Annotated in this window: 13 protein-coding genes and 1 rRNA gene; 8 read left to right on the plus strand and 6 right to left on the minus strand. The window is 52.4% G+C overall.

Going from position 1 to position 14,642, the window contains the following annotated elements:
- The first annotated feature begins 35 nt into the window (after positions 1 to 35).
- Positions 36 to 151 (plus strand): 5S ribosomal RNA (rrf, locus tag ACTJKZ_RS19710).
- 84 nt (positions 152 to 235) lie between these two features.
- Here rrf and mobB read toward each other — a convergent pair.
- On the minus strand, positions 236 to 742 hold the full coding sequence (mobB, locus tag ACTJKZ_RS19715; protein WP_161732893.1) for a molybdopterin-guanine dinucleotide biosynthesis protein MobB: 507 nt from the start codon (positions 740 to 742) through the stop codon (positions 236 to 238).
- Between the two features lie 10 nt (positions 743 to 752).
- Entirely contained in the window at positions 753 to 1,310 is a 558-nt protein-coding gene (gene mobA / locus ACTJKZ_RS19720; RefSeq protein WP_161732895.1) for a molybdenum cofactor guanylyltransferase MobA, read from the minus strand.
- Positions 1,311 to 1,357: 47 nt separating this feature from the next.
- On the opposite strand from mobA, the gene ACTJKZ_RS19725 reads away from it, so the two are divergent.
- The 5 genes from ACTJKZ_RS19725 to ACTJKZ_RS19745 all read left to right on the plus strand — a co-directional run bounded on the left by ACTJKZ_RS19725 (position 1,358) and on the right by ACTJKZ_RS19745 (position 6,817).
- Positions 1,358 to 1,633 (plus strand): YihD family protein, encoded by a 276-nt coding sequence (locus tag ACTJKZ_RS19725; RefSeq protein ID WP_033734564.1) that lies wholly within the window; start codon positions 1,358 to 1,360, stop codon positions 1,631 to 1,633.
- Positions 1,634 to 1,678: 45 nt separating this feature from the next.
- Positions 1,679 to 2,665: a serine/threonine protein kinase gene (locus ACTJKZ_RS19730; RefSeq protein ID WP_161733042.1), complete on the plus strand. Its 987-nt coding sequence runs from the start codon at positions 1,679 to 1,681 to the stop codon at positions 2,663 to 2,665.
- A gap of 26 nt (positions 2,666 to 2,691) precedes the next feature.
- Positions 2,692 to 3,321 carry a thiol:disulfide interchange protein DsbA gene (dsbA, locus tag ACTJKZ_RS19735; protein WP_161732898.1) on the plus strand — a complete coding sequence of 210 codons (630 nt, stop codon included), beginning with the start codon at positions 2,692 to 2,694 and terminating at the stop codon, positions 3,319 to 3,321.
- 377 nt (positions 3,322 to 3,698) lie between these two features.
- Positions 3,699 to 6,485, plus strand: a complete 2,787-nt coding sequence (polA, locus tag ACTJKZ_RS19740; RefSeq protein WP_222924817.1) for a DNA polymerase I — start codon at positions 3,699 to 3,701, stop codon at positions 6,483 to 6,485.
- A 284-nt stretch (positions 6,486 to 6,769) separates the two neighbouring features.
- The gene (locus tag ACTJKZ_RS19745) at positions 6,770 to 6,817 is read left to right on the plus strand and encodes a spot 42 RNA, inhibition of DNA synthesis (RefSeq protein WP_071892919.1); all 48 of its coding nucleotides are present in this window, start codon (positions 6,770 to 6,772) and stop codon (positions 6,815 to 6,817) included.
- Between the two features lie 85 nt (positions 6,818 to 6,902).
- On the opposite strand, the gene yihA is transcribed toward ACTJKZ_RS19745, so the two are convergent.
- Positions 6,903 to 7,538 (minus strand): ribosome biogenesis GTP-binding protein YihA/YsxC, encoded by a 636-nt coding sequence (gene yihA, locus ACTJKZ_RS19750; RefSeq protein WP_161732902.1) that lies wholly within the window; start codon positions 7,536 to 7,538, stop codon positions 6,903 to 6,905.
- Between the two features lie 549 nt (positions 7,539 to 8,087).
- On the opposite strand from yihA, the gene yihI reads away from it, so the two are divergent.
- Together yihI and hemN are read left to right on the plus strand one after the other, a co-directional pair.
- Entirely contained in the window at positions 8,088 to 8,612 is a 525-nt protein-coding gene (gene yihI, locus ACTJKZ_RS19755; RefSeq protein WP_161732904.1) for a Der GTPase-activating protein YihI, read from the plus strand.
- 233 nt (positions 8,613 to 8,845) lie between these two features.
- Positions 8,846 to 10,219, plus strand: coding sequence for an oxygen-independent coproporphyrinogen III oxidase (gene hemN / locus ACTJKZ_RS19760; protein WP_440829973.1), 1,374 nt, complete (start codon positions 8,846 to 8,848; stop codon positions 10,217 to 10,219).
- Between the two features lie 40 nt (positions 10,220 to 10,259).
- On the opposite strand, the gene glnG is transcribed toward hemN, so the two are convergent.
- The 3 genes from glnG to glnA form a co-directional block, all read right to left on the minus strand.
- On the minus strand, positions 10,260 to 11,669 hold the full coding sequence (glnG, locus tag ACTJKZ_RS19765; RefSeq protein ID WP_010258440.1) for a nitrogen regulation protein NR(I): 1,410 nt from the start codon (positions 11,667 to 11,669) through the stop codon (positions 10,260 to 10,262).
- A 7-nt stretch (positions 11,670 to 11,676) separates the two neighbouring features.
- Positions 11,677 to 12,726: a nitrogen regulation protein NR(II) gene (gene glnL / locus ACTJKZ_RS19770; protein ID WP_013359534.1), complete on the minus strand. Its 1,050-nt coding sequence runs from the start codon at positions 12,724 to 12,726 to the stop codon at positions 11,677 to 11,679.
- A gap of 138 nt (positions 12,727 to 12,864) precedes the next feature.
- The gene (glnA, locus tag ACTJKZ_RS19775; protein ID WP_013359533.1) at positions 12,865 to 14,274 is read right to left on the minus strand and encodes a glutamate--ammonia ligase; all 1,410 of its coding nucleotides are present in this window, start codon (positions 14,272 to 14,274) and stop codon (positions 12,865 to 12,867) included.
- Positions 14,275 to 14,642 lie beyond the last annotated feature (368 nt).

Below are 14,642 nucleotides of genomic sequence, written 5' to 3' on the forward strand. Positions count from 1 at the left end.
TGGCGTAAAAGATTCGTTTCGTGCACCAAGATTTGCCTGGCGGCTTTAGCGCGGTGGTCCCACCTGACCCCATGCCGAACTCAGAAGTGAAACGCCGTAGCGCCGATGGTAGTGTGGGGTCTCCCCATGCGAGAGTAGGGAACTGCCAGGCATTATATAAGTGAAGAAGCCCCGCACGCGAGTGCGGGGCTTTTTTACGTCTGCAGATCGTGAAAAACACGAAAACCTCTCTGCTTCAGCGCTTTTGCAGCCAGTCAGCAATAAAATCTGCAACGTTGTCCGGACTGTTTATATCCAGAACCGGCACATTTAGCGCTAATTTCTGGTCGCTGGCGACAGCGATCACTTGCCCATCAAGCAGTTCCTCGATCTCACCCTTGATCCCGGCACGCCAGACAACAATTTTAGGCACCGATTCCTCTTTAAAGCCCTCAACCAGCACTATCTCCAGCACAGAGTGATCCATGCGGCTGAGCAGATAAGGCAGATCAATCGACGGCTTTTCCGGTGTCTCACACATCAATGCCCATCGCTCTCTGTTAGCTACAATCACCTGACTGGCTCCTGCTTTTCTGAGCAGATAGCTATCTTTGCCTGGTGTATCTACGTCCATCTCATGATGCGTGTGCTTAATCAGCCCGGCGCGAATCTCTTTATTAAGAAGAATCGGTATCACCTGCTGTAATAGTGTCGTTTTGCCGGTTCCACTCCAGCCGACAATCGCGAGTAAAGGTAATGACATATCAACCGCTCTACTTCAGGTCATCAGGTGTATTGATATTGCGGAAAGCAGATTCATCATCATCCAGCTGAACAGCATGGCCGCCGTGGTCGCGCAGGAAGTGCATCAGACGTCGTTCACCGGCGTGAAGATAGTCATGAAGAGGTGCTGCCATCTCCCGATGAATCAGCGCCAGCGTCGGGTGGTCGCGTGATTGTGAGCGAACCCAGACTGCAGGGGCGTTTCCCCGTTGTTCAGCCAGTTTTTCAACGAAGTTAAGAGGAACGGCAGGCGTATCACAGGAGCAAAACGCAGCCCATTCACCGTCGATGGTTATTAATGCACTGTAGATACCAGCCAGCGGACCCGGATAGCCATCAAAAACATCCTGCACAACCCGACACCCGCTTAACTGATAGCGATCAATATTACGATTGGCATTAATCATGACAATGTCGACTTGTGGCCTGAGCCGTTCAAGGACATGCTGATAAAGCGGCCTGCCATCCAGTTGCACTAATCCTTTGTCCTGACCACCCATACGACGGCCCTGACCTCCGGCCAGAATGATGCCGGTCAATCTTGTCATGACTGTGCCCTCGCTGATGACGCACTGTGAATAACGGAGAAACCTCAATGAAATGCCATCGTTTAAACGAGTTGATCGAACTGCTGCAACCCGCCTGGCAAAAAGAGCCTGACCTGAATCTGGTCACATTTTTGCAGAAACTGGCGCAGGAATCTGGTTTCCGTGGCCCGTTAAGTGAATTAACTGACGATGTATTAATTTACCATCTCAAAATGCGTGACTCCGCCAGCGATGATGCGATCCCAGGCCTGAAAAAAGACTATGAAGTTGATTTCAAAACTGCACTGCTCCGCGCACGGGGTGTCATTAAACAGGACGAGTAATGTTATCCTTGGCAGCTAAATGTTAGGGCAACTACAGGTAATATGATGAGCGACGCTGCTTTCAACTTCCAGACATTAAATCCCGACGTATTGCTTGATGCGCTCTGGGATACAGGAATTCGCGTCGAATCAGGTCTGACAGCCCTGAACAGCTATGAGAACCGGGTTTACCAATTCAGCGATGATGAAAAACGTCGCTATGTTGCGAAGTTTTATCGCCCACAGCGCTGGCGTGCTGAACAGATTGATGAAGAGCATCAGTATGCGCTCGATCTGCTGGCTGACGAGGTGCCCATCGCAGCACCACTGCGGTTAAAGGGTGAGACCCTGCACAGTCACGCTGGCTTCTTCTTTGCCGTATTCCCCAGCCTGGGCGGACGACAATATGAGACAGACAACGAAGATCAGATGGAGTGGGTAGGCCGCTTCCTGGGCCGCATTCATCAGACCGGGCGTAAAGCGCTGTTCAGGCATCGGCCTGCCATCGGTCTGGATGAATATCTGCATGAACCCCGGCAGGTGCTGGAGCACTCTCTGTTAGTGCCTGCATCGCTTAAAGTCGCACTGCTACAGGCTATCGATAAGCTGGGAAACACGTTGCAACAACAGTGGCACACCACGTGGCAGCCGCTACGATTACATGGCGACTGCCATCCGGGTAATATCCTGTGGCGCGATGGACCGCTGTTTGTGGATCTGGATGATGCCCGTAATGGCCCGGCCGTGCAGGATCTCTGGATGCTGATCAGCGGCGATCGTCAGGAACAGCGTATTCAATGGGATATACTGCTGGAGGCGTACAGTGAGTTCAGTGATTTTGATATTAATGAATTGTCACTGATTGAACCTTTACGCGCCATGCGCATGGTTTATTATCTGGCCTGGGTTGTCCGACGCTGGCAGGATCCCGCTTTTCCGCGCGCTTTCCCCTGGATGACAGATGAAGATTTCTGGCGCAGGCAAATTTCACTCTTTACCGAGCAGGAGAAGCTGTTGCAGGAACCTCCTCTGCAGCTGACACCGCAATATTAACGACGTAGTCAGGAGAAGTTTTCACGATGAAAAAAATTTGGTTTGCACTGATGGGTTTAGTGCTGGCATTCAGCGCGTCTGCTGCCCAGTTCACTGAAGGTAAACAATATGTGAGTCTGCCAAAACCTGTGGCCAGTGAACCTCAGGTGTTGGAGTTCTTTTCCTTCTTCTGCCCGCACTGCTATCAGTTTGAGCGTATTTATCACGTCAATGACGCGGTGAAAAACAACCTGCCTGCTGACACCAAAATGGTGAAATACCACGTCGATTTCCTCGGTGGTGATATGGGGCCGGTTGTGACCCAGGCCTGGGCTGTTGCAATGGCGCTGGGTGTTGAAGATAAGGTGACAGCCCCGATCTTCGATGGCATTCAGAAAACGCAGACAATCACCGATCCTGCCAGTCTGAAAGAAACTTTTGTCAAAGCAGCCGGTATCTCCGCTGCTGAATACGATGCTGCGTGGAACAGCTTCGCCGTAAAAGCGCTGGTTGCGCAGCAGCAGAAAGCGGCTGCGGATGTTGACCTGCGTGGCGTGCCAGCGATGTTCGTGAATGGCAAATATATGGTGAACAACGGCGGTCTGGATCTCAGCTCTATGGATAATATGGTCGCAGACTATGCGAACGTCGTGAAATTCCTTTTAAGCCAGAAGTAATCTGCTTTACCACCCCATCTGACGCCAGCTCTGCTGGCGTTTTTTTATGCCATTGAACAGCGGCGCAAATTTTGTCCATCTCCAGGGCATAAATTTAATATCCACACAAGGGATCGCGTAATTAAAAATGGCGATCGGGTCACGGAAATTAAATAAGCCAATGAAAATTATGGATTTTATTAAAGGCTAAATCCTTTGAGATCCTGAATAACAGCGCGTTATAATTTTTACGCACAAAGTTATCCACAGAACGATCGTTGCGATCTTCCCTCCAGAACCGTCAAAAACGTGACATATCCTACGCCTTAGTTCACCATTTCCGCCAGCTTGTGGCATCCTTATAGACCAACCCATAGCAACGAAGACAACACAGACTTATGGCGCAAATAGCAGAAAATCCCCTCATTCTGGTCGATGGCTCATCCTATCTTTATCGCGCATATCATGCGTTTCCGCCGCTGACCAATAGTGCAGGTGAACCCACTGGCGCCATGTACGGCGTGCTCAACATGCTGAAAAGCCTGCTGGCGCAATATAATCCTAGTCACGTTGCTGTGGTGTTCGATGCCAAGGGCAAAACCTTCAGGGACGAGCTGTTCGAGCATTATAAATCTCATCGTCCGCCGATGCCTGACGAACTGCGTGCGCAAATCGAGCCGCTGCATGAGATGGTGCGGGCGATGGGTCTGCCGTTGCTGGCTGTGAGCGGCGTTGAAGCCGATGATGTCATCGGTACACTGGCGCTGGAAGCGGAGAGAAAAGGCCTTTCAGTACTAATCAGCACAGGTGACAAAGATATGGCGCAGCTGGTCACGCCAGCCATCACGCTGATTAACACCATGAGCAATACCATTCTGGGACCGGAAGAGGTTGAGCAGAAATATGGTGTGCCGCCAGCTTTGATCATCGATTTTCTGGCCATGATGGGCGACAGCTCAGATAACATCCCTGGCGTTCCCGGCGTGGGTGAGAAAACGGCACAGGCTCTGCTGCAGGGCCTGGGCAGCATGCAGACCATTTATGACAATCTGGACAAGGTAGCCGATCTCGGCTTTCGTGGTGCCAAAACCATGGCGACTAAACTTGAGCAGAATCGTGATGTAGCCTTTCTCTCTTATCAGCTGGCGACAATTAAAACCGACGTTGAGCTGGCGCTGCCCTGTGAAGAGCTTACGGTCACTGAACCCGATGTCGAAGCATTGCAGGCACTGTTCAGCCGGTACGAATTCAAACGCTGGCTGAGCGACCTGCAGGATGGGAAATGGCTGCAGGGCAAGAAGAGCAATACTCAGGCGCAGAAATCGCTCTCCGATGAGCCGGTTCCTGTGGCTGAAACCAGCAGCGTATTACCGACCGAGAATTATGTCACCATTCTGGATCAGGATCTTTTCGACAGCTGGCTGGAGAAGCTGAAAAACAGCGAGGTTTTTGCCTTTGATCTGGAGACCGACGCGCTGGATACCCTGAGCGCTAACATCGTGGGCATCAGCTTTGCGGTTGCGCCCGGCGAAGCCGCCTATCTGCCGGTTGCACACGACTATCTCGATGCGCCTGATCAGCTGGATCGCGCGGCCGTTCTGGCACAGCTCAAGCCCCTGCTGGAAGATGACAGCGCCTGGAAAGTGGGCCAGAACCTGAAATACGATCGTGGCGTGCTGAAGAATTACGACATTGAACTGGCCGGTATCAAATTCGACACCATGCTTGAGTCCTATATTCTTAACAGCGTGGTGGGCAAACATGACATGGATAGCCTGGCTGCTCGCTGGCTTAACCACAAAACGGTCACCTTCCAGGAGATCGCTGGTAAAGGCAAAAATCAGCTGACGTTCAATCAAATCGCATTGGAGCAGGCATCCCATTATGCTGCCGAAGATGCCGATGTGACCCTGCAATTGCATCTGAAAATGTGGCCAGAGCTGGAGAAAGAAGCGGGCCCGAGAAAAGTCTTCGAGCAGATTGAGATGCCGTTACTGACGGTAATTTCCAGGATTGAGCGCAATGGCGTGTTAATCGATCAGGCTATTCTGGCGCAACACTCGAAAGAGCTGACTGCCCGACTCGCTGAGCTTGAATTAAAAGCGCATGAGCTGGCGGGAGAACCCTTTAACCTCTCATCCACCAAACAGCTTCAGGTGATTCTGTTTGAAAAACAGGGTATCAAGCCCACTAAGAAAACACCGGGTGGGGCACCGTCAACCAGCGAAGAAGTGTTAGCTGAGCTGGCACTCGACTATCCGCTGCCCAAAGTGATTCTGGAGCATCGCGGCTTATCCAAACTTAAGTCGACCTATACGGATAAATTACCGCTGATGATCAACCCGCTGAGCGGGCGCGTACATACCTCTTATCATCAGGCCGTTACCGCCACCGGTCGCTTGTCATCTGCCGACCCGAATCTTCAAAACATTCCGGTACGTAATGACGAAGGACGCCGAATCCGTCAGGCCTTTGTGGCGGCCAAAGGCTATCGCATTGTGGCGGCAGACTATTCGCAAATCGAACTGCGTATCATGGCGCATCTTTCTCAGGATAAAGGATTACTGGACGCTTTTGCCCAGGGCGAAGATATTCACCGTGCCACGGCATCCGAAGTGTTTGGTGTACCACTGGATAAGGTCAGTGCAGAACAGCGCCGTAGTGCGAAAGCGATCAACTTTGGTCTGATCTATGGCATGAGCGCATTTGGTCTGTCGCGCCAGCTGAACATTGGCGCAGGCGAAGCGAAAAAGTATATGGATCTCTACTTTGAACGCTATCCGGGCGTACTGCGCTATATGGAGAACACCCGCCAGCTGGCGGCAAGTAAAGGCTATGTCGAAACGATTGAAGGCCGTCGGCTGTGGCTGCCCGATATTAAATCCAGCAACGCGATTCGCCGGAAAGCTGCAGAACGTGCCGCGATCAATGCGCCAATGCAGGGAACGGCAGCGGATATTATCAAGCGGGCGATGATTGCTGTTGATGAGTGGCTGGAACAGCAAAACGACAATAGTGTCAGAATGATCATGCAGGTTCACGATGAACTGGTGTTCGAAGTGAAAGCGGAGGCCGTTGAAGCAGCCAGCCAGAAAATCCGTGCGTTGATGGAAGGTAGCGTGCAGCTCGACGTGCCTTTACTGGTTGAAGTCGGTGTGGGTGACAACTGGGATGAAGCCCACTGATTCACGGCTTCAGGTCGGTTCCACAGAGCGGAATCGACCCTTATTCAGGTATAAGTAAATCGTTTAATTCCCTGGTTTAGACCGGCCAGCGCTGGTACTGAGATTAAGCGTTTTTATAACTGCTTATCGGCTAAACACTTTTTTCGTTATTTAACTACATCGCAACGCTATTTTTGTGATGTGTATGGTAAAAAAAGCCCTGCCTGATGTAAGTAAGCAACAAAAAAGCCTTTGTCACGCACAGAAAATCAGGTAAAGTTCGTCGCGTAGGGTACAGAGGTAAGATGTTCTATCTTTCAGACCTTTTACTTCACGTAATCGGATTTGGCTGAATTTAGCCGCCCCAGTCATTCTGTGACTGGGGCGTTTTTTATTGGGCTTTTTGCACCGCCAGCTTCAGCGGCACCGGGTTGCCAGTTACTCTTCCCCGTCCGGATCCTCAACCGCCGGTTCAAGCGTATTAAACCAGCTGTCCAGCTTCTGACGAACCTTATCCACGCCGATTTTCTTCAGCGAGGAGAAGAGCTCTACCTGCACATCACCAGCGAATTCGAGTGCAGCTTCACGCACGACATTGAGCTGCGCTTTACGGGCACCTGAGGCCAGTTTGTCTGCTTTAGTCAGAAGTAACAGCACCGGAATACCGCTTTCCACTGACCACTGAATCATCTGTCGATCAAGGTCTTTCAGCGGGTGACGGATATCCATCAACACGACCAGTCCTTTCAATGCCTGACGTTTTTGCAGGTATTCCCCTAACGCACGTTGCCACTTGAGCTTCATCTCTTCCGGCACTTCGGCATAACCGTAACCGGGCAGGTCGACCAGACGCTTACCCTCTTTCACTTCGAAAAGGTTAATCAGCTGCGTACGTCCCGGCGTTTTACTGGTACGTGCCAGACCCTTCTGATTGGTTAACGTATTCAGCGCACTCGATTTTCCCGCGTTCGAACGGCCAGCAAAAGCCACTTCAATTCCGGTATCGGCAGGCAGATGACGGATATCCGGCGCGCTCATGACAAAGTGGGTAACGTGATAATTCAATTCAGACAAGGTAACACTCCAGAAAACGCATTAAGGCAATGGCGGCGATTATACGCGTTATGGCGCGAAAGTGCTCAATCACATCTCGATAACAAAGTGTGTAAGAGATTTGCCATTCAGGCTGCGGGTTATTTCGCTTTTTACTTTAATTACTAAAAATAAAAAGCATTAAAATTCATGGTTTTGACTGTTATTGTTCTTTTTTTGAACTAACTATTTTTGCCATCGACTTGAGGCTTTTACCAGTTGGTCTACATTATTGTGCAGTGAACGGCAGCACACATCAGGATGATGCGCTCAGGGATGTCAGGAAGGCAACGAGCGGTGGAATGGAAACGGTCAGGGATACGGCCAGACAGGGATAAGGAAAAGCTCAGGAGTTGAGCAGGCGCGGGATTAACCGGGATGTTACGAGCCGAAAAGGACTTAAAACATGATTCCTTCTTACGAAGGTATGAAATAAGGCGACAGCTTGAGCTGTCGCCTTTTTTCTTTGCCTGGTTTCTGCTAGATTTCGCCGCAATTCTATACTGAATAAAAAAGCCGGGACTGAATACTATGAAGCAACCTGCACGAGCTGCTAACGGCAAACCTGCCGTCAAAGCCAAACGCAAATCGCGTGACGATATCAACCATGAAGCACGCGATCGCAAACGTGATAAAAAGCATCGCGGACACGCATCTGGCAGCCGTGCTAATCCGGCTGCGTCCGAAAGCAACGGCGGACGCCAGGAGAGCAGCGTAAAAGATCCGCGTATCGGAAGTAAAAAACCGGTAGCTCTGATTGCTGAGGGGAAAACCGCAGCCGTTAAACCAAAGAAAAGCGTGGCAAAACCGGCATCTGAGAAGAAAGTGCGTCTGACACCCGAAGAAGAGCTGGCGAAGCTGGAAAATGACGAGCGTCTGGATGCGCTGCTGGATCGTCTGGAAAATGGCGAAACGCTGTCGGCAGAAGATCAGGGCTGGCTGGATGCTTCGCTGGACCGTATCGACGAACTGATGGAGCAGTTAGGCATTGTGATGGATGATGCCGACGATGAGCAGGCTGAAGAAGATATGTACCGTCTGCTGAAGGGCAACTAAGCAGATTTGATCGGCATGCGGTTTCCGCGTGCCGTACTTATCAGGTAAACAACAATGTTTTGGCCTGGATCAATTTTCGCGCTACTGGCGACATGTTATCTGCTGTGGTTATTGTTTAAACTACGACGCCTGTCGCGGCTGAAGCAACGTTTACGTCGGGTCTCGACCCGCTCACCTTTCATCTCCTCTTCTTCGCGACCTTCTCTCAGACGACGTCACCGGAAGGAGTGAGCATGCCATCGCAGCAGATTGAGTGGGATCAGGCGTTAATTGAAAAGTACAATTATGCCGGCCCGCGTTACACCTCTTATCCCACCGCGCTGGAGTTCAGCGAGCACTATGCACAAGGCGATTTTCAGCGAGCCGTGACGCGCTACCCTGATCGTCCGCTCTCGCTCTACGTCCATATTCCCTTCTGCCATCGTCTCTGCTACTTCTGCGGCTGTAATAAGATTGTGACCCGTCAGCGCCACAAAGCGGACCGTTATCTGGATGTGCTTGAGCAGGAGATTATTCAGCGTGCGCCGCTATTTCGTCAGCGTCAGGTCACGCAGCTTCACTGGGGCGGCGGCACGCCAACCTTTCTCGACAATGCGCAGATTTCGCGGCTGGTGGGTTTGCTCAAGCAGCATTTCAGCGTGGCTGATGAGGCCGAAATGTCGATCGAAGTTGATCCCCGGGAAATAGAGCTGGATGTGATTGATCACCTGCGATCGCTGGGATTCAATCGTCTGAGCATGGGAGTACAGGACTTCAATAAATCGGTGCAGGAACGGGTTAACCGGGTGCAGGACGAAGAGGTAATTTTTGGCCTGATGGCGCGCGCCCGTGAACAGGGCTTCAGCTCTGTCAGCATCGACCTGATCTATGGCTTACCCCTGCAGTCGCCAGCCAGCTTTGCCTGGACGCTGGAGCGGGTACTGGCACTCAATCCCGATCGCCTTAGCGTGTTTAACTATGCGCATCTGCCAGCGATGTTCGCGGCACAGCGTAAAATCAAAGAGGACGAACTGCCATCTGCTCAGCAAAAGCTGGATATCTTACAGCAGACCATCGCGACGCTGACTCAGCAGGGCTACCAGTTTATCGGGATGGATCACTTTGCAAAGCCGCAGGATGAGCTGGCCATCGCGCAGCGAAAAGGGCAGCTGCATCGCAATTTTCAGGGATACACGACACAGGGCGACAGCGATTTGCTGGGGCTTGGCGTTTCAGCCATCAGCATGATTGGCGACAGTTATGCGCAGAACCAGAAAGACCTCAACACCTGGTACAAGAGTGTTGAACAGCAGGGGAATGGCCTGTGGCGCGGCATCGCCTTAACCGACGATGATTGCCTGCGTCGTGACGTGATTAAAACGCTGATCTGTAACTTCTCGCTGGATTTTGCCGCGACAGAAGCGCAATGGGGAATCTGCTTCAGCGACTATTTTGCTGAGGATCTGGCGTTGCTGAAACCGTTAATTGCCGACGGGCTGGTAGTACAAACGGCTGGCGGGCTGGAGGTGACGGGGATTGGCCGCTTACTGATTCGTAATATCTGCATGTGTTTTGATCGTTATCTGCGTCAGAAAGCGCGTCAGCAGCAGTTCTCACGCGTTATCTGAAGAAACGGGCTGGCAACCACTCCAGCCCGTACTGAACCGCTTATTCCATGCCAAGCTCTTTCAGCTTGCGCGTCAGCGTGTTTCGTCCCCAGCCCAGCAGACGTGCTGCTTCCTGCTTATGGCCTTGCGTATGACGCAGCGCAGTAGTGAGCAGCGTACGCTCCATCTCTGGCTGGGCTTCTGACAGCAGATTCTGATGACCGGAACGCAGGGCGCGGTCGGCCCACTGTGCCAGCAGGGTTGCCCAGCTGTCAGGCAGCGACTGCACCGGATTTTCCGGGGTACTGGATTCAAACAGTTCCCCGGGCAGATCCTGAATCAGTACTTCCTGGCCCGCCGCCATCACGGTCAGCCAGCGACAGGTGTTCTCCAGCTGACGGACGTTACCGGACCAGTGAAGCCGGGTTAAGGCGGTCTCGGTTTCCGGATGCAGAATCTTCGCTTCCACTCCCAGCTCTCGGGCCGCCACCTGCAGGAAGTAACGTGCCAGACGCGGGATGTCCTCACGACGCTCACGCAGCGGTGGCAGATGCACGCGAATCACATTCAGGCGGTGAAAAAGATCCTCACGGAACTTGCCTTCCTGTACGCGTAATTCCAGATTCTGGTGGGTCGCCGCGATAATACGCACATCCACTTTGACCGGTGCATAGCCACCAACGCGATAGAACTGACCATCGGCCAGCACGCGCAGCAGACGGGTCTGCACATCCAGCGGCATATCACCGATCTCATCCAGAAACAGCGTGCCGCCATCCGCCTGCTCAAAACGGCCCTGACGGATCTGGTTTGCGCCGGTAAAGGCACCTTTCTCGTGACCGAACAGTTCGGACTCAATCAAATCTTTGGGAATCGCCGCCATGTTCAGCGCAATAAAAGGCGCTTTGGTACGCGGACTGTGGCGATGCAGCGCATGAGCTACCAGCTCTTTACCGGTACCGGATTCGCCGTTGATCAGCACACTGATCGACGAGCGCGATAACCGGCCGATGATACGAAACACATCCTGCATCGCCGGCGCTTCACCAATGATATCGGTGGTGGGTCCGCTGACAGGCTGATTACGCGGCTGCTGCTGCTCCTGATAGTGACTGATAGCACGCTCGACCAGCGCAACGGCTTCATCGATATCAAACGGTTTAGGCAGGTAATCAAAGGCCCCCTGCTGATAAGCGCTGACGGCTGCGTCCAGATCCGAATGCGCCGTCATTATGATGACCGGAAGCATCGGATGACGCTGTTTAATCTGTTTCAGCAGCGCCAGGCCATCCATACCGGGCATGCGAATATCTGACAGTAAAACGTCCGGGGTCTTGGTTGAGAGGGCATCCAGCACCTCGCTTGCGCTGTCAAACGTCGCGCAGCTCAAACCGGCTCCAGTGAGCGCGCGTTCAAGCACCCAGCGGATGGAGCTATCGTCATCGACGATCCAGACTATCCCTCGTTGCATAGAAACCTCACTGGCGAATAGGCAGGTAAACCGAAAATTCGGTGTGTCCCGGCCAACTGTTAAATTCTATTTTTCCTGAATGTTGATCAATCAGGCTACGGGCGATGGAGAGGCCTAAACCGGTTCCGCCTTCACGTCCGCTGACCATCGGATAAAACAGCGTATCCTGCAGCTGGGCCGGAATGCCGGGGCCATCATCTTCAATATCAATACGTGCCACCAGGCGATAACGCGTGCCGTGCAGCGTCAACTGAAAAGCGGTGCGGGTGCGGATAACAATGGTGCCACCGTCGTCGCCCAGCGCCTGAAGTGCGTTGCGAACCACGTTAAGCAGCACCTGTTCTATCTGGTCAGGGTCATGCGGCAGTTCCGGCAGGCTGGGGTCGTAATCCCGTACCAGCGAAACATTCTCCGGCAGCTCCATCGACACCAGATTGACCACCCGTTCGGCCACCTGATGAATGCTCTGCGTGATGTGCATGCCTGGCTGCTGCGGTCCTAACAGACGATCCACCAGATTTCGCAACCGGTCGGCCTGTTCAATAATCACTTTGGTGTATTCATTTAGTGACGGATCGGGCAGGGCGCGGGATAGAAGCTGTGCCGCGCCGCGTAATCCGCCCAGCGGATTTTTAATCTCATGGGCCAGACCGCGAACCAGGTCGCGAGCAGCCACCTGCTGCGCATGCTGTAACTGCTCCTGACTGAGGCGACGCTGATTATCCATCGGCGCCATTTCCATCAAAATTAAGCCATCGGGTAACCGCTGGGCGGTCAGCGACATAATATGTGCGCGACCATCTACCACCAGCGTGACCTCACTGTCAGTAAATCCCTGGCCAGCTTCAAGACTCTCGCGCATCACCTCAATATTCAGCGAAAAGTAGCCGGTTAATTCCGGTAATGGTGTGCCGAACAATTTGCGTGAGCTTTGCGCCAGTAATTGCTGCGCCGCCGGATTGGCGTAATGAATAACCAGATCGTTATCCACTAACAAAATACTGTTGATTAACGCGTTGAGAATCTGCCCTGCATCGGGCAGAGAGCCAGTTGCCATACAACGTTCCTCTGCACCAGTCAGGTGCATTTTAGTCTTTAAGCCGAAAAGAGGGCGAATGAACGGTGAATTCGCGGAGAAAAAAGCCCATCCGAAGATGGGCTAAAAGTTTCCACGGCAACAAAAACGTCTGACCAGTTAAACGCTGTAGTAAAGCTCGAACTCAACCGGGTGTGGCGTCATGCGAACGCGATCCATCTCGGCTTTACGCAGTTCGATGTAAGCATCGATCGATTCGTCTGTGAATACACCGCCACGGGTCAGGAACTCGCGGTCTTCGTTCAGTGCATTCAGCGCTTCTTCCAGAGAGCCTGCAACTTTTGGAATCTCAGCTTCTTCTTCCGGTGGCAGGTCATACAGGTTCTTATCCATCGCGTCACCAGGATGGATTTTGTTGATGATGCCATCCAGGCCAGCCATCAGCAGCGCGGTGAACGCCAGGTATGGGTTAGCTGCTGGATCCGGGAAGCGCGCTTCAATACGACGGGCTTTCGGGCTGGCAACAACCGGGATACGGATTGAGGCAGAACGGTTACGGGCAGAGTAAGCCAGCATAACCGGTGCTTCATAACCCGGGACCAGACGCTTGTAAGAGTTGGTTGTCGGGTTCGCCAGGGCGTTGATCGCTTTCGCGTGCTTGATGATACCGCCGATATAGAACAGCGCCATTTCAGACAGGCCGCCGTACTTATCGCCGGCAAACAGGTTCTGGCCGCCTTTAGAGAGTGACATGTGGCAGTGCATGCCTGAACCGTTGTCGCCAAACATTGGCTTCGGCATGAAGGTCGCCGTTTTGCCGTAAGCGTGCGCAACGTTGTGAACGACATATTTGTAGATCTGAATTTCGTCCGCTTTTTTGGTCATGGTATTGAAGCGGGTTGCCACTTCGTTCTGACCTGCGGTCGCCACTTCGTGGTGATGCGCTTCAACAACCAGGCCCATCTGCTCCATGGTCAGACACATGGCAGAACGGATGTCCTGGGATGAGTCAACCGGTGGAACCGGGAAGTAGCCGCCTTTCAGACCTGGACGGTGACCTTTGTTACCGCCTTCGTACTCTTTACCTGTGTTCCATGCCGCTTCGATATCGTCGATAGCCACATGTGAGCCGGACGTTGATGAACCGAAACGGATGTCATCGAACAGGAAGAATTCGGGTTCTGGTCCAAACAGCACGGTGTCCGCGATGCCGGAAGAGCGCAGGTAATCTTCAGCGCGCTTGGCGATAGAGCGTGGATCGCGATCGTAGCCCTGCATGGTGCCTGGCTCAAGAATGTCACAACGGATGATCAGCGTAGAATCTTCGAAGAAAGGATCCATGACTGCCGTGGTGGCGTCAGGCATCAGCACCATGTCTGATTCGTTAATGCCTTTCCAGCCGCCAATAGACGAACCATCGAACATTTTGCCTTCTTCGAAGAAGTCAGCGTTAACCTGGTGAGCAGGGATCGTAACGTGCTGTTCTTTACCTTTGGTATCGGTAAAACGCAGGTCAACAAACTTAACTTCATGCTCGTTCATCATCGAGAGAACGTGTTCAGCGGACATACTCAACTCTCCTGGAAATGGTCTTTCATTATCTACATGGCGAGGAAACGTCGTTTCCGGAATGCGTTTGGGAAAACCACTCCCTGACTCATCTCTTCCGGCACGCTCTTCAACCGACATCTGACTGGCGTTTACGCTTGTATCAGACAAAGCGAATTCTGTGCCAACTTTTTTGATGTTGCTTAAATCGCCTTGTGATGCACCTTTTTGTCATAAAGCGCCTGCACCACGATGGTCTTAGCGCACCATTATGGTGCTTAACAGTGATTTGATAGCACTGTTTTGGTGCACAGGACCAACTTAGTGCATTTTCTGCACCGGGAACAGGGCAAATTTGCGTCGATGCAATAAACTTTCAGTGAAAAGTG

Source organism: Pantoea sp. 22096 (assembly GCF_052045955.1).
In the GTDB taxonomy this organism is placed as follows: domain Bacteria; phylum Pseudomonadota; class Gammaproteobacteria; order Enterobacterales; family Enterobacteriaceae; genus Pantoea; species Pantoea alfalfae.